Annotated in this window: 17 protein-coding genes; 7 read left to right on the forward strand and 10 right to left on the reverse strand. The window is 70.9% G+C overall.

All coding sequences use genetic code 11. The annotated features are described in order from the left end of the window. Positions 1–86: 86 nt before the first annotated feature. On the reverse strand, positions 87–920 hold the full coding sequence (locus QTI33_RS01665) for a siderophore-interacting protein (RefSeq protein ID WP_286504007.1): 834 nt from the start codon (positions 918–920) through the stop codon (positions 87–89). Next, complete coding sequence (locus tag QTI33_RS01670) at positions 917–1,504, reverse strand: PadR family transcriptional regulator (RefSeq protein WP_286504008.1); 588 nt, start codon at positions 1,502–1,504, stop codon at positions 917–919. The genes QTI33_RS01665 and QTI33_RS01670 overlap by 4 nt, the downstream gene beginning before the upstream one ends. A gap of 64 nt (positions 1,505–1,568) precedes the next feature. Between QTI33_RS01670 and QTI33_RS01675 the strand changes: the two genes are divergently transcribed. Both QTI33_RS01675 and QTI33_RS01680 read left to right on the forward strand, forming a co-directional pair. Beyond that, the gene (locus tag QTI33_RS01675; protein ID WP_286504009.1) at positions 1,569–2,456 is read left to right on the forward strand and encodes an AraC family transcriptional regulator; all 888 of its coding nucleotides are present in this window, start codon (positions 1,569–1,571) and stop codon (positions 2,454–2,456) included. A 107-nt stretch (positions 2,457–2,563) separates the two neighbouring features. Continuing rightward, complete coding sequence (locus QTI33_RS01680; RefSeq protein ID WP_286504010.1) at positions 2,564–2,785, forward strand: hypothetical protein; 222 nt, start codon at positions 2,564–2,566, stop codon at positions 2,783–2,785. 25 nt (positions 2,786–2,810) lie between these two features. Here QTI33_RS01680 and QTI33_RS01685 read toward each other — a convergent pair whose 3' ends face one another. From QTI33_RS01685 to QTI33_RS01695, 3 genes are read right to left on the reverse strand one after another with little or no spacing between them, the layout of a single operon-like run. After that, positions 2,811–4,127 (reverse strand): sulfatase family protein, encoded by a 1,317-nt coding sequence (locus QTI33_RS01685; protein ID WP_286504011.1) that lies wholly within the window; start codon positions 4,125–4,127, stop codon positions 2,811–2,813. Positions 4,128–4,132: 5 nt separating this feature from the next. Continuing rightward, complete coding sequence (locus QTI33_RS01690) at positions 4,133–5,104, reverse strand: Bug family tripartite tricarboxylate transporter substrate binding protein (protein ID WP_286504012.1); 972 nt, start codon at positions 5,102–5,104, stop codon at positions 4,133–4,135. 23 nt (positions 5,105–5,127) lie between these two features. Further along, complete coding sequence (locus QTI33_RS01695; RefSeq protein ID WP_286504014.1) at positions 5,128–6,108, reverse strand: Bug family tripartite tricarboxylate transporter substrate binding protein; 981 nt, start codon at positions 6,106–6,108, stop codon at positions 5,128–5,130. Positions 6,109–6,189: 81 nt separating this feature from the next. Here QTI33_RS01695 and QTI33_RS01700 point away from each other — a divergent pair, with 81 nt between their 5' ends. Continuing rightward, the gene (locus QTI33_RS01700) at positions 6,190–6,690 is read left to right on the forward strand and encodes a MarR family winged helix-turn-helix transcriptional regulator (RefSeq protein WP_286504016.1); all 501 of its coding nucleotides are present in this window, start codon (positions 6,190–6,192) and stop codon (positions 6,688–6,690) included. Positions 6,691–6,708: 18 nt separating this feature from the next. On the opposite strand, the gene QTI33_RS01705 is transcribed toward QTI33_RS01700, so the two are convergent. Then, positions 6,709–7,704, reverse strand: a complete 996-nt coding sequence (locus QTI33_RS01705) for a Bug family tripartite tricarboxylate transporter substrate binding protein (protein WP_286504018.1) — start codon at positions 7,702–7,704, stop codon at positions 6,709–6,711. Positions 7,705–7,861: 157 nt separating this feature from the next. Between QTI33_RS01705 and pcaQ the strand changes: the two genes are divergently transcribed. Next, positions 7,862–8,854: a pca operon transcription factor PcaQ gene (gene pcaQ / locus QTI33_RS01710; protein WP_286504020.1), complete on the forward strand. Its 993-nt coding sequence runs from the start codon at positions 7,862–7,864 to the stop codon at positions 8,852–8,854. Here the strand turns inward: pcaQ and QTI33_RS01715 are convergent. From QTI33_RS01715 to QTI33_RS01725, 3 genes are read right to left on the reverse strand one after another with little or no spacing between them, the layout of a single operon-like run. Then, positions 8,769–9,836 (reverse strand): mechanosensitive ion channel family protein, encoded by a 1,068-nt coding sequence (locus QTI33_RS01715; RefSeq protein ID WP_286504022.1) that lies wholly within the window; start codon positions 9,834–9,836, stop codon positions 8,769–8,771. The genes pcaQ and QTI33_RS01715 overlap by 86 nt on opposite strands. Then, on the reverse strand, positions 9,833–12,067 hold the full coding sequence (locus tag QTI33_RS01720) for an FUSC family protein (RefSeq protein WP_286504023.1): 2,235 nt from the start codon (positions 12,065–12,067) through the stop codon (positions 9,833–9,835). Before QTI33_RS01720 ends, QTI33_RS01715 begins: the two co-directional genes overlap by 4 nt. Next, entirely contained in the window at positions 12,067–13,095 is a 1,029-nt protein-coding gene (locus tag QTI33_RS01725) for an inositol monophosphatase family protein (RefSeq protein ID WP_286504025.1), read from the reverse strand. The genes QTI33_RS01720 and QTI33_RS01725 overlap by 1 nt, the downstream gene beginning before the upstream one ends. 105 nt (positions 13,096–13,200) lie before the next feature. On the opposite strand from QTI33_RS01725, the gene QTI33_RS01730 reads away from it, so the two are divergent. Both QTI33_RS01730 and cysE read left to right on the forward strand, forming a co-directional pair. Beyond that, on the forward strand, positions 13,201–13,971 hold the full coding sequence (locus QTI33_RS01730) for an RNA methyltransferase (protein WP_286504027.1): 771 nt from the start codon (positions 13,201–13,203) through the stop codon (positions 13,969–13,971). A gap of 32 nt (positions 13,972–14,003) precedes the next feature. Then, the gene (gene cysE, locus QTI33_RS01735; RefSeq protein ID WP_286504029.1) at positions 14,004–14,777 is read left to right on the forward strand and encodes a serine O-acetyltransferase; all 774 of its coding nucleotides are present in this window, start codon (positions 14,004–14,006) and stop codon (positions 14,775–14,777) included. Between the two features lie 13 nt (positions 14,778–14,790). Here the strand turns inward: cysE and QTI33_RS01740 are convergent, their stop codons facing one another. Next, the gene (locus tag QTI33_RS01740) at positions 14,791–16,485 is read right to left on the reverse strand and encodes an electron transfer flavoprotein-ubiquinone oxidoreductase (protein ID WP_286504031.1); all 1,695 of its coding nucleotides are present in this window, start codon (positions 16,483–16,485) and stop codon (positions 14,791–14,793) included. Positions 16,486–16,605: 120 nt separating this feature from the next. Between QTI33_RS01740 and QTI33_RS01745 the strand changes: the two genes are divergently transcribed. After that, complete coding sequence (locus tag QTI33_RS01745) at positions 16,606–17,388, forward strand: SDR family oxidoreductase (RefSeq protein ID WP_353506306.1); 783 nt, start codon at positions 16,606–16,608, stop codon at positions 17,386–17,388. The last annotated feature ends 62 nt before the right edge of the window (positions 17,389–17,450 follow it).

Genomic DNA, 17,450 nt, shown 5'->3' on the forward strand with positions numbered 1-17,450 from the left:
GTATTCAGTTTATGGAATTTTGTGGCCATGGCGCGTCATCGTCAAACGGCCGCGCGGCATAGCGCGTTTGGGGGAGACGGCCGGCGTCAGTCCTCGTGGGTGTCGTGCGTGGCGGCGGCGCCGCGGCGCCAGTAGCCGGCCGCCTTGACCCATTTGGGGTGGGCGCCGCGCTCGCCCACGAGGTGGGCGCGGAGGGCCTTGGCGGCGCTCGACTCGCAGGCGACCCAGGCGTGGAAGTCACCCGCGGGCAGGGCCAGCCCGCGCAGCGCGTCGAGCAGCGGCTGCCCGGTGCCCGGCTCGGCGCCGCGGCGGTGCACCCACCTCAGGTCGAGCCCGGCCCGGGTTTCGAACGGGATTTCGTCGGCTTCGCTGTCGACCTCGGCCAGCACCACGGCGCGCGCGCCGGCCGGCAGTTCGGCCAGCCGGCGCGAGATCGCGGGCAGCGCCGTGTCGTCGCCGATCAGCAGGTGCCAGTCGAAGGCGGTCGGGATGATGAAGGAGCCGCGCGGGCCGCCGACGCCGATCACGTCGCCGGGGCGGGCCGCTTCGGCCCATTGCGTGGCCGGACCGGCGTCGTGCAGCGCGAAGTCGATCTCGAGCGTGCCGGCCTGGGCATCGTGGCGGCGCGGCGTGTAGTCGCGCATCGCCGGCTTCGCGCCGGGCGGCCAGACCGGGCCTTCGGGGCCGGCGGTCGGCACCGTGAGCTTTCCGGTGACGGCATCGGGAAAGAAGATCTTGGCGTGGTCGTCGAAGCCCGGGCTGGTGAAGCCGGCGAGGTCGTCGCCGCCGAGCGTGATCCGGATCAGGTGCGGCGTGAGGCGCTGCACGGCACGGACCTCGAGCTTGCGGAAGCGCAGGTCGTGGCGCACCCGGCGCGGCAGCCGGTCGGGGGTGGAGGAGGCGATGGAAGTGTCGTTCATGCGTTTCCGATGCGGTCGAGTTGTTGGGCGGCGTGGTCGAGCACCGCGGCGAATTCGTGGGCCTGTTGTTCGGTGAGGGGGGCGCCGGCGAGGCGCAGGCGCATCGCCAGCTTGAGGTTCTCGATGGCGCGCACCACCTGCGGCGGACGGCCGGCGCGCGGGCCGGCACCGTCGACGCCGCCTGCCATGCGGGCCATCATCTCGTCGGTGGTCGCGCGATGGGTGGTGAGGTAATCCAGGCCGCCCGCGGTGACGCTGTAGCGCTTGCGCCCGCCGCCGTCGGCGGCATCGACGCTGACGTAGCCCAGTTCCTCGAGCAATGTCAGGGTCGGGTAGACGATGCCGGGGCTGGGGCTGTAGCGGCCGCCGAGGCGCTCTTCGATGGCCTTGATCAGCTCATAGCCGTGGCTCGGCTTGTCGGCGATCAGCTGCAGCAGCACGAAGCGCAGGCCGCCGTGGCCGAAGACCCGGCCGCCGCCGCCGCGCCCGCCGCGGTGGTCGCCTGCCTCGGCCCGGCCGCCGCCGAGCCCGTCGCCGTGTTCGGCGCGCCGGCTGCTGTGTAGAAAGTGTCTGCGATCTCGCATGGTGTGTCCTTGAAGTAATTATCTGATTGGCAAAAGATATATCTAAATTGAATCGGAGTCAAGCATGCCCGATCCACGCCAGGCCTATGTCGCGCGCATCCACCGCGTGACCGACCACATCGACAGCCATCTGGGGCAGCCGCTCGATCTGGCCGTGCTGGCTTCGGTGGCGAACTTCTCGGCCTGGCATTTCCATCGCGTCTTCCACGCGATCACCGGTGAAACGCTGGCCGACCGGGTGCGCCGGCGTCGCCTGGAGGTGGCGGCGGCGCGGCTGCAGCGCGTGCCGCCCGAGCCGGTGCTGGCGATCGCGCTCGAGGTCGGATTCGGTTCGGCCGCCGTGTTCTCGCGCGCCTTCCGCGCCCATTTCGGCGTCACCCCGACCGCCTGGCGCAGGGGCGCTTTTCGTGACTGGGCCGAGCGGCGCCGTGACCAGCTGGGTGCGATCCACCAAGCCGCCCGCCGCGTCGACCCGCCGCCCAAGGTCGAACTGAAGCGGCTGCCGGCGGTCCGGGTGGCCTGCCTGCGACATGTGGGCCCCTACGGCACCCCGGGCATCGTGCGCACCTGGCAGCGCTTCGCGGCCTGGTGCGAGCAGCAGGGCCTGACCCAGCCGCCGCGTCCGATGTACGGCATGGCCCACGACAACGCCGATGTCACGCCGCCCGCCCAATGCCGCTACGACGCCTGCATCGAGGTCGACGAGGGCTTTCGTCCGGCGGGCGAGATCGGGGTGCATCGGTGGCGCGGCGGCCTCCACGCCTGCACGGCCTTCCATGGCACTTCGGCCGAGATCCATGGCGCCTGGGTGGGCCTGGTCGACTGGCTGCCCGACAGCGGCTACCAGCCCGACGACGCCCCGCCGATCGAGATCTACCCCGGCGACTTCAGCATCGATTCCGAGTCCGGCGCCATTGCCTGCCAGCTCTGCATGCCGGTGCGACCGCTCTGATTTCAGGCCCCATTCCGGCGCCGAAACGTGACAGAGGCCCGGATTCCGCGGGGGTTGTCGGGCCTGGAAGGGCTTGAAATCTAGGGTAAACCCTTAAAATAGGGCCCATGACTCACTCCAACGCCTATTTCCATCGCAATCCGAAGTTCACCGACACCTTCGAACGCGAGCTGGCCAATGACGACGCCAGCCACCTGAACCGCAACGAACCGTCGGTCTTCGTGCCGCTTCTGAAGCATCTCGCGACCGGCCTCGCGGCCCTCTCGCAGACCGTGCACTTCCTGCGCGCATCGGCCCAGCGCCCCGCCCAGCGCTACCAGGCCAGCTGATGCTGCCGGGCGGCCCGGCGCCGGCTCAGCGCTGCGGCATGTCCTTGACCGAATAGCCCAGGCTCACCGTCGCATCCTCCGGGATCGGCGGCATGGTGGCGTTCCAGGCCAGCCAGTCGGCGCGCATCGCGGCCAGGCGTTCGGGTTCCTTCTTGGCCTGATTGGCCCGCTCGCGCTCGTCGGCCGGGATGTTGAACAGGTATTCGTTGCCGTCGACCTGCAGGTACTTCCAGTCGCCGTCGCGCAGCGCGCGCTGGCCGCAATGGTTCATGCGCCAGTGCAGCGGCCGCGCGAAGGTCTGGCCGGCGTCGCGCAGCACGGGCAGCAGCGACACGCCGTCGAGCGGGTAGCGCGGGTCGGCCGCCACGCCGGCGGCGGCGAGCATCGTCGCCGACCAGTCCATCGTCATGCATGGCTGCTCGGTCACGCCGCCGGCGCAGATGCCCTGCGGCCAATGCGCGATCCATGGCACCCGGATGCCGCCCTCGGTCAGGTCCATCTTGCCGCCCACCAGCGGCCAGTTGTCGGAGAAGCGCTCGCCGCCGTTGTCGCTGGTGAAGACCACCAGCGTGTTGTCGGCCATGCCGTGCTCCTCGAGCGCGGCCATGATCCAGCCGATGCCCTCGTCCATGTGGTGGATCATGCGGCGGTAGGTGTGGATGTTGCCGCCCGAGAGGTCGAACAGGTTGTCCTTCACCGCCGGCGCCTTGGCCGCGTCGTCGCGCGTCTCCCACGGCCAGTGCGGCGCCGTGTAGTGCAGGCTCAGGAAGAAGGGCGCCTCCTGCTGCGCCATCCGCTCGACGTAGTCGACCGCGCGGCGCGAGAGCAGGTCGGTGAGGTAGCCCTCCTGCGGGCAGTCTTCCTCGCCCGACCAGAGGTCGTGCCGGCCGCTCGAGTCGCAGTGCGTGAAGTAGTCGACGCCGCCCGACATCGGGCCGAAGAACTCCTCGTAGCCCGAGCGCAGCGGGCCGAAGTTGGGCGGAAAGCCCAGGTGCCACTTGCCGACCAGCGCCGTGCGGTAGCCGGCGCCGCGCAGCAGCGAGGGCAGGGTCGGGTGGTCGGTCGGCAGGCCGAGCGTGGCGCTGCCGCGGCTCTTGCTGTTGATCGGCTCCTCGGCCGCGCCGCGCAGGCGGTACTGGTAGCGCGCCGTGATCATCGCGAAGCGGGTCGGCGAGCAGACCGGCGAGTTGGCGTAGCCCTGCGTGAAGCGGATGCCCTTGGCCGCCAGGCCGTCGAGCACCGGCGAGACCGGCCCGAAGGCGGCGTCGCGGCCGCCGTAGCAGCCCAGGTCGGCATGGCCGAGGTCGTCGGCCACGATGAAGATGATGTTGGGTCGTTGCATGGGTTTCAGGGCTGGAAGCCGGATTTCTGCACCACCGGCGCCCATTGCGCGCGGTAGGCCTTGAGCATGGCCTCGGTCTGGGCCTGGGTGCTGACCACCGGCGTCATCAGCGTGTCCTTGAAGCGGCGCTGGGTGTCCGGGTCCTGCATCACTTCGCGGATCGCCTGCGACAGGCGCGCCACCTTGTCCTTCGGCATCGTGGCCGGGGCGAAGAAGGTGTTCCAGCCGGTGGCGACCAGGTCGAGGCCGGCCTCCTTGAAGGTCGGGATCTCCGGCGCGAAGGGCGAGCGCCTGGCACCCGACACCGCCAGGATGCGGATCTTGCCGGCCTGGTGCTGCGGCAGGTCGACGTCGAAGGTGTCGAAGGCAATCGGCACCTGGCCGCCGATCAGGTCGGTCAGCAGCGGGCCCGAGCCGCGGTAGCCGACCACCTCGGCCCGCACCTTGGCCTTGTCGCCCATCATGAGGCCGAAGAAATGCGGCAGGCTACCGGTGGCGGGAACGCCGAAGTTGGCCTTCTCGGGGTTGGCCCGCATCCAGGCCAGCAGGTGCGACAGCTCGCGCACCGGCACCGCGGTCGACACCGCCAGCGCGAACTCGTAGTCGTTGACGTGCGAGACCGGCACGAAGTCGCGTTCGGCGTCGTAGCCGTTGTCCTTGTAGACCAGCGGCGCCACCACCATCACGGCCGGATTGGCGAGCATCAGAACGTTCTGGCCGGCCGGCGTGGCCTTGGCCTGCTGCGCCGCCAGCCGGCCGCCGGCGCCGGGCTTGTTGTCGACGATCACCGGCACGCCGAGTTTGGCCTGCAGCTTGTCGCCGACGATGCGGGCCACGCGGTCGGTGGCGCCGCCGGCCGCATAGCCGACCACGATGTGCAGCGGCCCGCCTTCGAGGGCCTGGGCCTGGGCGCCGAGCACCACGGTGCCCAGGGCGAGGGCGGCGGCGAGGCGGGGAAACAATCGACGAGAAAACATGGGGGCTCCGATGCGAGGCAGGGTCAGTCGTTGGCCTGGAAGTTCACGGCCTTCATGATGCCGCCCCAGCGGGCGGTGTCCTCGCGCATTGTCTTCAACAAGGCCTCGGGGCCGTCGCCCACCGGATACATGCCGTTCTGCAGCAGCTGCTGTCGCACCTCGCGCGAATTGACGGCGCGGGTGAACTCGGCGCGCAGCTTGTCGACGATCGGCTGCGGCGTCTTGAGCGGCGCGAAGTAGGCGAACCACGCCGTCGCGACCACGCCCTTCAGCCCGGCCTCGGTGAAGGTCGGCAGGTCGGGCATCAGCGGCGAGCGCTTCTCGCCGCTGGTCGCGAGCACCTTCACGCGGCCGCCGGGCTGCATCTGCAGCGCGCCGCCGACGGTGTCGAAGTACACCGGGATCTGGCCGCCCATCACGTCCTGCCGCGCCGGCGTGGAGCCGCGATACGGCACATGGACCATCTTCAGCCCGGCCGAGCGATTGAGCATCTCGCCGAGGAAGTGCGAGGGCGTGCCCGCGCCGTACGAACCGAAGCTGAGCTTGTCGCCCTGCGCCTGCGCCCAGGCGATGAACTCGGCCAGCGTGTGGGCCGGCACGTCCTTGTTCACGACCAGCGCGAGTTCGAAGCGGGCCGCGTTGATGATCGGCACGAAGTCCTTGATCGGGTCGTACGAGAGCTTCGCGTAGGCGCTCGGGAACATCGTCATCATGCTGGCGGTGCCGAGCAGCAGCGTGCGGCCGTCGGGTGCGGCGGTCTTGACCGCCTCGACCGCGATGCGGCCCGAGGCGCCCGAGCGGTTGTCGACGATCAGCGGGCCGAGCGATTCGCGCACTTCGTGAGCGATGGCGCGGGTCAGCACGTCCTGCGTGCCGCCGGCCGGCACGCCGATCAGGACCTTGATCGGCTGGCCGGGGGTGAAGGCTTGCGCGCGGGCGAAGGGTGCCAGTGCCAGGCCGCCCAGGGCCGCGAGTGCGCGGCGGCGGTCGAATGCGTGGTGCATGGGTGCGTGTCTCCTTGGGATCGACTTTAGAGTCGTGCCATCCGATTGTTCTAATCAACCATTCCAAGGATTAACCACTAGATGAGCGCGCCACGCCGACCCCTGGACGACCTGCTGCTGTACCGCCTCTCGCGCCTGATCGCGGTCGGCGGGAGCATGGTCATCCGCCTTTGCGAAGGGCGCTTCGGCATCACGCGGCGCGAGTGGCGGCTGATCGCCACGCTCGCCAGCCGCGGCGAGCTGAGCTCCTCGCAGCTGGCCGGGCATGCCCAGCTCGACCGGGCCCGGACCTCGAAGGCGGTGGGATCGTTGCAGGCCAAGGGACTGCTGTCGCGCACCCATCCGGCGGGCGACCGGCGGCAGGTGGTGCTGGGCCTGACGGCACGCGGGCAAGCCCTGTACGACGAGCTCTTTCCGCTGGTGGCGCAGATCAACGGCGAACTGATGGCGGCGCTCGACGCCGACACCGCCGCCCGGCTCGACGAGGCGCTGCGGCTGCTGCAGGCGCGCGCCGAGCGCATGGCCGGCGAGGCGGATCTGCCCAAGGCCGATCGCGGCCGGCGCGGGGCGGCCGGCGGCTGATGCGGGGCGATCGCGCACTCAGTCCACCTTCATGCCGGTGGCCTTGACGATCCGTCCGTAGCGCTCGCCGCTGGCGGCCAGGCGCTGCGATGCCGCCGGGCCGGTTTCGCCGAGCGCGACCATGTCGAGGGTGGTCAGGCGCGACTTCAGTTCGGGCAGGGCCAGCGCGGACTGCAGCCCCTGGCGCAGCGTCTGCATCACCGGCTCGGGCGTGGCCGCCGGCACCATCGCCATGTAGAGCACCTCGAATTCGAGCTCCCTGAGGCCCAGTTCGCCGACCGTCGGCACCTGCGGCAGCAGCGGCGAGCGCTGGCGGCCGGTCACGGCCAGGGCCCGCACCTTGCCCGCCTGCACCTGCGACAGCAGCCCCGGCGTGGCCAGGATGCCGGCCTGCACCTCGTTCGACAGCAGCGCCATCACCGCCGGCGCATTGCCCTTGTACGGCACGTGCGTGATCTTGGCGCCGGTCGCGGTGGCGAAGATCTCGGCGGCGATGTGGCCGGGGCTGCCGTTGCCGGCGGAGCCGAAGGTGACGGCCTCGGCCTTGCTCTGCGCCACGAACTCGGGCAGCGTCTTCGCCGCCACCGCGCTGCCGGCGCCGAAGGTCAGGCCCGAGGAGCTGAAGATCATCAGCGGCTTCAGGTCCTTCGCCGCGAAGGGCATCGTGGCGTAGAGATGCGGATTGATGGTGAAGGTGCTGTCGATCGTCAGCAGCACCGTGTAGCCGTCGGCCGGGCTCTTGGCGACCAGGTCGGCGCCGATGTTGCCGCCGGCACCGGGCCGGTTGTCGACGATGAACGGCTGTTTGAGGTCTTTCTGCAGCGGCTCGGCGAGCGCCCGGCCGAGGATGTCGAGCGGGCCGCCGGCAGGGAAGTTGGTGACCAGCTTGACCGGCTTGGCGGGCCAGGCGGGGTCGGCATGGGCGACCGGGGCCAGGGGGCCCGCGGCCAGCAGGCCGCAGGCGGCCGCCAGGGCGAGGCGGCGCAGCGCGCCCGAAGGGAAAAGCGTCGTCATGGGTTCTGGTCTCCGTGGTCGGCGCCCGCGGCGCCCGATGTCCTGGCCACCACTCTAGGAGCAGCACCGGGGCGGCACAACTGAAAGCTGTTCCACGAGCTATTCCGGTTGGTTATATTTTGACCATCCAGCCAAAGGGAGGCGCTGCATGTCTGCCATGAATTTTTCTCGTCTCAAGCTCAGGCATCTCCAATGCCTCGCGATGGTGGCGCAGGAACGCAACCTGGTGCGCGCCGCCAAGGCCCTGGCGCTGACCCAGCCGGCCGTCTCCAAGACCATCGCCGAACTCGAGGACATCGTCGGCCGGCCCCTGCTGCTGCGGCGCCGCCGCGGCGTCGAACTGACGCCGGCGGCCGAGGTGCTGGTGCGGCACGCGGTCGCCGCCCTGCGCGGCCTGCGCGAAGGCTTCGGCCTCGCGCTCGACCAGCCCGAGGGCGACCAGGTCAGCGTCGCGGTCGGCGCCCTGCCCAACATGGCGGCCAACCTGCTGCCCGCGGCCGTGGCGGCGCTGCAGGCGTCGCAGCCGGCCCTGCGGGTCCGGGTGGTCAGCGGCACCAACGCGCAGCTGATGACCCAACTGCGCCAGGGCGAGATCGACCTGGTGCTGGGCCGCCTCGCGCAGGCCTCGGCGATGGCGGACCTGGCCTTCGAACAGCTCTACAACGAACCGTTGCTGATGGTCGTGCGGCCCGGCCATCCGCTGGCGGCGGCGCCGCGGCTGGCGCTCGATGCGCTGGCGGGCTTGCCGATGGTGATGCCCGTGGCGGGCACCTCGATTCGCCACACGGCGGACGGCTTGCTGCTGGCGCAGGGCATGGCGCCGCCGCGCTGCCTGGTGGAAGCCACCGACACCAGTTTCGCCTTCGGGCTGCTGCAGCGCACCGATACGGTCTGGTTCGCGCCGCAGGGCGCCGTCGAGGGCTATGTCGGGCGCGGCGAACTGGTCCGGCTGGCGATCGACACGGCCAGCACCGACGGCGCGGTCGGGATGACCCGGCGGCGCAGCGGCGAGACCGGGGAGGGCGCGCGCCTCCTGATCGAGGCGATCCGCGGCGTGCTGCGGCTCAGCGCTGCGCCGGCGCCGCCGGACGGGCGCCGTCGTCCTCGATCCGCATCCGGGGCAGGAACTGCGGGTACTCGCGCTGCATGAAGGCGATCAATCCCTCGCGCACCGTGCAGCGCAGGTCGAAGGCCAGCGCCGACGAGGCCGCGGTGCACAGCACGCGGATCTGCATCGTGCGCTCGGTGGCGTCGGTGACGCGCAGGTTGAAGAAGCGGCCGTCCCATTCGGGCGCCGCCTTGACGATGCGCTCGACCTCGGCCCGCAGCGGCGCCAGCGGCATGCCGTAGTCGGCGTAGACGAAGACCGAGCCGAGCAGCTGCGAATCGTGCCGGGTCCAGTTCTGGAACGGCTTCTCGATGAAGTAGGTGAGCGGCAGGATCAAACGGCGGTCGTCCCAGATGCGCAGCACCACGAAGGTCCCGGTGATCTCCTCGACCCGCCCCCATTCGCCCTCGACCACCAGCACGTCGTCGAGGCGGATCGGCTGCGCCAGCGCGATCTGCAGGCCGGCGATGAGATTGCTGAAGACCGGCTTGGCGGCCAGGCCGGCCACGATGCCGATCACGCCGGCCGAGGCCAGCAGGCTGGCGCCGACCTGGCGCGCCCCCGGGAAGGTCATCATCATCAGCGCCGCCCCGGCCACCACCAGCACGGTGTTGGCGGTGCGCGCCAGCACCCGCGCCTGGGTCAGGATGCGGCGTGCCTGGAGGTTGTCCCGCACGTCCGACGGATGCTGCTTGACCATGCCTTCGGCGAAGCCGCTGACCGCCCGCACGGCCAGCCAGGTCGCCGCCCCGATTAGCGCCAGGCCGTTGAGGTGGCGCACGTTGCCGACGAAGCGCAGGTCCTCGGGCGCCGCCTGCCAGACCAGCTGCAGCGCCACCAGCGGCAGCACGAACAGCGCCGGCCGCTTGATCGCCAGCAGGGTCGCGTGCAGCGTCGGCACCGAGCGGGTGAGGCGCTCGAGCACCAGGCCGGCGAGCCGGTGGCCCAGCAGCGCCAGCGGCACCGCCAGCAAGGCGGCGAGCAGCGGGGCGGACCACGGGTAGGCGAGCAGGGTCGTCATCATGCGGCGGTCCGGGGGCTGTCCTCGGCGGCGGGCTGCAGGATGCGCGCCGCGTCGTCGCGCAGCTGGGCGGCGATGCCGGTCGCCAGATCGAGCCGGCGCAGCAGCCAGGGCGTGACGTCGTTGTCGAAGGGGTCGGGCAGCGGGATCGGGCCGGCCAGCGTGGTGGCGGGCGCGCCCTCGGGCATCACCGGGCCGCTGGTGGGTGCGGCGCCGATGCTGGCCTCGATGCGCTGGGCCGTGCGGGCCAGCGGGCCTTCGATTTCGGCCGGCGTCAGCCGGTCGCGCCGCAGCACCAGCATCGACTTGACCGCGCTCAGCTGGGCCAGCAGCTGGTAGCTGTGGGCCTGCAGGTGTTCGAGCGGCTCCAGCGGGGGCCGCACCGCGCGCGGCTCCGAGAGCGAGCGTTGCGTGGCCTGCACCAGGGCCGACAGGCTGTCGTAGGCCTCGCGCCGGGCCAGCCGCCATTCGAGCTCCGGGCTGACGCCGACCGCGCGCAGCTGGCCGAGCCCCAGCGCCAGCCGCGCGTGCCGCGCCTGGGCGTTGAGCACCCGCGCCACCAGCGCCGGGATCTGCCCGCGCTCCCAGGACGGCAGCACGTAGCAGAAGGCCCAGGCCAGCGCGGCGCCGATCAGGGTGTCGGCGACGCGCTCGAACAGCGCGAAGGTGGTGCTCATGCCGGTGTTCAGGATGTGGGCCTGGACCAGGCCCAGCACGGTCGCCGCCACCGCCGTGACCAGGTAGCGCCGCACCGCGAAGCCGTGGGCGACCGCCTGCGCCAGCGTCATGGCGGCCAGCAGCGCCAGCGGCGACGGCTGGGCCGACAGCAGCGCCACCGCGAAGACGCAGCCCAGCAGCGTGCCGGCCACGCGGCTGTTGCGCCGCTCCAGGGTCTGCGAGAGGCTGCCCCGCAGCACCACCACGATGGTCAGCAGGATCCAGTAGTCGTGCGAGCCCCAGGGCAGGGCCAGCGCGATGCCGTAGCCGGCCGCGATCGCCAGCGCGGCGCGGATCGCATGGCGCAGCGGCGGCGCGTCCCAGCGCCAGAGGGCCAGAAAGGGCCGCAGCGACCATTCGGTCGGGCTCACGAACATCTGCCAGCTGGCCCGCACCACCGCCAGGTCGGGCTCGCGGTCGCCGCGCGCCAGCGCCGACAGGCGCAGCACCTCGTCGTTGATGTGGCCGATGCGGCTGGCCAGCCCGCGCGCCAGCATCGCTGGGGTCGGCCCGGCGTAGCTGCGCGGGCGCGCGGCGTCCTCGTCGAGGTGGATCGCCGTCAGCTGCGGCCGGCGGTCGGGCACCGTGGCTGGCGGGCGTCCGAGAAGCAGGGCGTCGGCCAGCGCCGCGGTGTCGGCGGCCAGGGCCTCCAGGATGCGCCGCATCTCCACCAGCGCCGCCGCATGGCCGGGATGGGTCTTGAGGGCGTCGAGATCGAGTTCGCTGGCCAGCAGCAGGTCGCGCAGTTCGAGCACCGTCATCAGCATGCCGGCGAGGCGCTGCCGGTAGGGCGTGCGCGGCGACTCGAGCACGATGTCGCGCGCCGCCTGCAGCAGGTCGGCCAGCGCGGCCTGTTCGCGCAGCAGCTGGCCGAGCAGCGAGGCCGGCACCTCGCGGATGTCGCCGGAGTCGTCGCGGGGCGTGAACTGGCGCGCCTCGGTCCGCATCAGGGCCGCCAGCGAGAGCAGCAGGTCGGCCATCACCTGCACCCGGTAGCGGGCGTTGAGCGCCAGGTTGGCGAGCACCGCGTAGATCACGTAGAGCCCGGCGCCGAGGCCGAAATACAGCGTGCGCTGCACCGCCTCGGCCATGTCGTCGGGCTTGGGCGTCGCCATCGAGAAGACCATCGAGAACATCACGGCGATCGCGATCGGGATGCCTCGCTTGCCCCAGGCCATCGCCAGGAAGGCCAGGAAGGTGGCCGGCACCAGCAGCAGGCCGAGTTCGAGCGGCCTGGCGTGCAGCAGCTGCACCAGGAAGAACAGCGGCAGCCCGATCAGCGGCGCCGGCAGCATCTGCAGCAGCTTGCCGCGGCGCGGGGCGGGCAGGTCGGGCGGCGCGGTCACGATGACCCCGACCGAGGCGGCCGAGGCGGCCAGGGTGCCCAGCAGCAGGTGCACGCCGCCGGAGATCAGCAGCAGCCCGAAGGCCACCGAGATGCCGTTGGCGATGTAGTGGCCCAGCGCCACGCGCAGGGCGGCACGGCTGCGGACGGCGGCCGTGCGGGGCGCCTCCATCACTTCGCGGCGGCGTCGCCCTCGGCGGGCGTCACGGGGTTGTCGCGGCGGATGCGGGTGAGCTTGCGCGGCGCCGGCGCCGCCTCGGCGGCCGGCTCGGCTTCGGGCGCCGCGGCCGGGGTGGCGTCGATGGTGCTGCGGGCGTAGGTGTCGCCGCCCTGGGCCGTGGGGTCGACCGCGCGCATCCGGTCGCTGGCGCGCAGCTTGTCGTCGAGGCCTGCGAACTTGGAGTACTTGGCCAGCAGCGGCACCAGCTGGCCGTAGATGCGCGGGGCGCCGGCCAGGCATTCGCGCTGGTCGAGGAACTCCGGCTCGCCGGTGAAGTTGCCGATCAGGCCGCCGGCCTCGGTGACCAGCAGCGAGCCGGCCGCCACGTCCCAGATGTTGAGGCCGGTCTCGAAGAAGCCGTCGGTGAAGCCGGCCGCGACATAGGCCAGGTCGAGCGCCGCCGCGCCCGGGCGGCGCAGGCCGGCCATGCGCGGCATCAGGTCCGCCATGATGGCCAGGTACTGCTTGAAGTTGTCGCCGGTGCGGAACGGGAAGCCGGTCGAGACCAGGCATTCGTTGAGGCGGGTGCGCTTGCTGACGCGGATGCGGCGCTCGTTCATGAAGGCGCCGCGGCCCTTGGTGGCGGTGAACAGGTCGTTGCGGCTCGGGTCGTAGATGACCGCCTGCTCGACCTTGCCGCGCACCGCGAGCGCGATCGACACGCAATAGACCGGGAAACCGTGGATGAAGTTGGTGGTGCCGTCGAGTGGATCGATGATCCAGACATAGTCGGAATCCTTGGCGCCGTGTTCGGAGCCCGATTCCTCGGCCAGGATGCCGTGCCCCGGGTAGGCGGTGAGCAGCGTCTCGATGATCGCTCGCTCGCTCGCATGATCGACTTCGGTGACGAAGTCGTTCACCTGCTTCTGCGAAATGCGCACCGCTTCGACGTCGAGCGCGGCGCGATTGATGATGGCGCCGGCGGCGCGGGCGGCCTTGACGGCCACGTTGAGCATGGGGTGCAGGTTGGGGGACGACATGAATTGTGTGAAGAACGGAAAAGGGGCGATCGGTTGATGCGGTGGCCCCCTGAAAAGCGGCCCGGCGATGCGGGCGGCGAGAATCGGGGGATTTTACCCGCAGCCATGCGCACCCGCTTCATCCTGATCCAGACCAGCCATGCCGGCAATGTCGGCGCCGCCGCCCGCGCCATGAAAACCATGGGCTTCGACGACCTGGTGCTGGTGGCGCCGCGCTGGGCCAATGTGCTGCGGCGCGAGGAGACCATCCAGCGCGCCAGCGGGGCGCTGGACGTGCTCGACAACGCGCGCATCGTCCAGACGCTGGACGAGGCGCTCGACGGCGTCACCCACCTGTGCGCCACCGCGATGATCCCGCGCGACTTCGGCCCGCCCACCCGGACGCCGCGCGAGCACCTGGAGCCGCTGGCCGGCGGCGAGGCGCAGCACGTGGCCTTCCTGTTCGGGTCGGAGCGCTTCGGCATGCGCAACGAGGACGTCTACCGCTGCAACGTCGCGCTCAGCATCCCCACCGACCCGAAGTTCGGCTCGCTGAACCTGGGCGCCGCGATCCAGGTGATCGCCTACGAATGGCGGCTGGCGCTGGGCGGCTACGGGGTGCGCGACGCCACCCCGGCGCCGGCCGCGGCCGACGCCCGGTCGGTGGCGGGCATGCTCGACCACTGGGAGCGTTCGCTGGTCGACATCGGCTTTCTCGACCCCGAGGCGCCCAAGAAGCTGATGCCGCGGCTGCAGCAGCTCTTCAACCGGGCCCGGCCGACGCCGGAGGAGATCCACATCCTGCGCGGCATCGCCAAGGCCATGACCGAGGCGGCCCAGGGGCGCCCGGGCGCCCCGAAAACCCCATCCGCCGTGCGCGAAGACCCGGCGGCTTAGACTTTCGGCCCCTATCGATATAACGACAAAGCATGTTTTCGCGCCTGCGCTCCGACATCCAGTGCATCCTCGACCGCGACCCGGCGGCCCGCACGCGCTGGGAGGTGTTGACCCTCTACCCGGGTTTGCATGCCGTGGTGCTGCATCGGCTGGCGCATTGGTGCTGGGGCCATGGCCTGAAGTGGGTCGGCCGCTTCGTCTCGCAGGTCTCGCGCTGGCTGACCGGGATCGAGATCCATCCCGGCGCGGTGGTCGGCGACCGCGTCTTCTTCGACCATGCGATGGGCGTGGTGGTCGGCGAGACCGCCGAGATCGGCGACGGCTGCACCATCTACCAGGGCGTGACCTTGGGCGGCACTTCGCTCTACAAGGGCACCAAGCGACATCCGACACTGGGCCGCAACGTCGTGGTCAGCGCCGGCGCCAAGGTGCTCGGCGGCTTCGTGGTGGGCGACGGCGCCAAGATCGGCAGCAACGCGGTGGTCATCAAGCCGGTGCCCGCGGGCGCCACGGCGGTCGGCATCCCGGCGCGCATCATCCCGTCGAAATCGGGCACCAGCGCCGATGTCACGGGCACGGAGAGCAAGTTCTCGGCCTACGGCATCACGCTGGAAGACGACCCGCTGTCGCTCGCGATGCGCGGCCTGATCGACAACGCCGCCGGCCAGGAGCACCAGATCGCGCTGCTCTGGCAGGCCATCGAGGCGCTGTCGAAGCAGCCCGGCAAGAAGGACTGCGTGCCGGGCGACGCCGCCCGCGACGAGAGCTTCGAGGCCGAGCGGTTGACGCAGCTGGTCGGGAAGTAGCCCGACCGCCGCCTCACATCCCCACGTAGTTCGGGCCGCCGCCGCCTTCGGGCGTGACCCAGACGATGTTCTGCGTCGGGTCCTTGATGTCGCACGTTTTGCAGTGCACGCAGTTCTGGGCGTTGATCTGCAGCTTTTCCTTGCCCTCGGCGTCCGGCACGAACTCGTACACGCCGGCCGGGCAGTAGCGGCTTTCGGGGCCGGCGTACTCGGGCAGGTTGATGGTGGTCGGCACCGCGGCGTTCTTCAGCGTCAGGTGCGCCGGCTGGTTCTCTTCATGGTTGGTGTTGCTGACGAACACCGAGGAAAGGCGGTCGAAGGTGAGCTTGCCGTCGGGCTTGGGGTAGGCGATTTTCTTGCAGGACGCCGCCGGCTTGAGCCGCTCGTGGTCGGCCTGGTGGCGGTGGATGGTCCACGGGATGTGGCCGCGCAGCACCAGCTGCTCGATGCCGGTCATCACCGTGCCGACCGCCAGGCCCTTCTTGAACCACTGCTTGAAGTTGCGCGCCTTGTTGAGCTCGGTGTGCAGCCAGCTCTTGTCGAAGGCGGCCGGGTAGGCCGAGAGCTCGTCGTGCTGGCGGCCGGCCATCACGGCCTCGTAGGCGGCCTCGGCGGCCAGCATGCCGGTCTTGATCGCGGCGTGGCTGCCCTTGATGCGGCTGGCGTTGAGGTAGCCGGCCTCGCAGCCGACCAGCGCGCCGCCCGGGAACACGGTCTTGGGCAGCGACAGCAGGCCGCCCGCGGTGATCGCCCGCGCGCCGTAGCTCAGCCGCTTGGGCGCCTTCAGGCCCTTGTCCTGGCCCTCGAAGTACCAGCGGATGTTGGGGTGGGTCTTGAAGCGCTGGAACTCCTCGAACGGGCTCATGTAGGGGTTCTGGTAGTCGAGCCCGACCACGTAGCCGATGATCAGCTGGTTGTTCTCGGCGTGGTACAGGAACGAGCCGCCGTAGGTGTCCGAGGGCAGCGGCCAGCCGGCCGTGTGCACCGCCAGGCCGGGCTCGTGGCGCGCCGGGTCGATCTCCCACAGCTCCTTGATGCCGATGCCGTAGCTTTGCGGGTCCTTGCCGTCGTCGAGCTTGTACTTGGCGATCAGCTGGCGGCCCAGGTGGCCGCGCGCGCCCTCCGCGAAGATGGTGTACTTGGCGTGCAGCTCCATGCCGAGCTGGAAGTTCTCGGTCGGCTCGCCGTCCTTGCCGATGCCGAGGTTGCCGGTGGCGACGCCGCGCACCTTGCCGTCGTCCGTATAGAGCACCTCGGCCGCCGGAAAGCCGGCGAAGATCTCGACGCCCGCCGCCTCGGCCTGCTGCGCCAGCCAGCGCACCACGTTGCCCAGGCTCACGATGTAGTTGCCTTCGTTGTGGAAGTTCTTCGGCAGCATGAAGTTCGGCGTCCGGGTGGCGCCGGTCTCGGTCATCATGAGGAAGGTGTCGCGCGTGACCGGCTGGTTCAGCGGCGCGCCGAGCTCCTCCCAGTCGGGCAGCAGCTCGTACAGCGCGCGCGGATCCATGATCGCGCCCGACAGGATGTGCGCACCGGGCTCCGAGCCCTTCTCGAGCACCACCACCGAGATGTCCTTGCCGTGCGAGGCGGCCAGCTGCTTCAGGCGGATCGCGGTGGCCAGGCCGCCGGGACCGGCGCCGACCACGACCACGTCGTACTCCATGGATTCGCGGGGGCCGAACTGGGCGAGGATTTCGTCATTCGTCATGTGGGGTCTCGTCGATAATGATTTGAGGGTGCGAGGCACCGCGGCGGGCCGGGCCATTTTATGCGTCACCCGCCCGCGCTCCGGGGCGTCGCCTCGGCGACTCCCTCAGGAGCTTTTCCCATGGCTTACAGCATCGATCTTTCCGGCCGCGTCGCCTTCGTCACGGGCGCATCGAGCGGTCTGGGCGCCCAGTTCGCGAAGACGCTGGCGCGCGCCGGCGCCGCCGTGGTGCTGGCCAGCCGCAACACCGACCGCCTGAAGGAGCTGCGCGCGCGCATCGAAGGCGAGGGCGGCGACGCCCACGTGGTCGAGCTCGACGTCACCGACCCGGCCAGCATCAAGGCGGCGGTGGCGCGGGCCGAGACCGAGGTCGGGCCGATCGACGTGCTGGTCAACAACTCCGGCGTGAGCCACACCCGGCGGCTGCAGGACGTCTCGGTCGACGACTACGACTTCATCTTCGACACCAACGTCAAGGGCTCCTTCTTCGTCGCCCAGGAGGTCGGCAAGCGCATGCTGGCCCGCGCCCAGGGGGCGGCGCCGGGCACCTACGTCGGCGGGCGGATCATCAACATCGCCTCGGTGGCGGCGCTCAAGGTGCTGCCGCAGATCGGCGTGTACTGCATGAGCAAGGCGGCGCTGGTGCAGATGACCAAGGCCATGGCGCTCGAGTGGGGCCGCTTCGGCATCAACGTCAATGCGCTGTGTCCGGGCTACATCGCCACCGAGCTCAACGAGGAGCACTGGGTCACCGACGGCGGCCAGAAGCTGGTCGGCATGCTGCCGCGCAAGCGGGTCGGCAAGCCCGAAGACCTCGACGGGCTGATCGTGCTGCTGGCCAGCGGCCAGAGCCATTTCGTCAATGGCGCCGTGATCGCGGCCGACGACGGGTTCGCGCTCTGACGCCGCGCGCGCTGGCGGGCGTCGCCGCCGGCCTGGCCGCGGGGGCGCTCTGGGGCCTGGTG

Origin of the sequence: Variovorax davisae, assembly GCF_030316845.1 — a bacterium.
GTDB lineage: Bacteria > Pseudomonadota > Gammaproteobacteria > Burkholderiales > Burkholderiaceae_C > Variovorax > Variovorax davisae.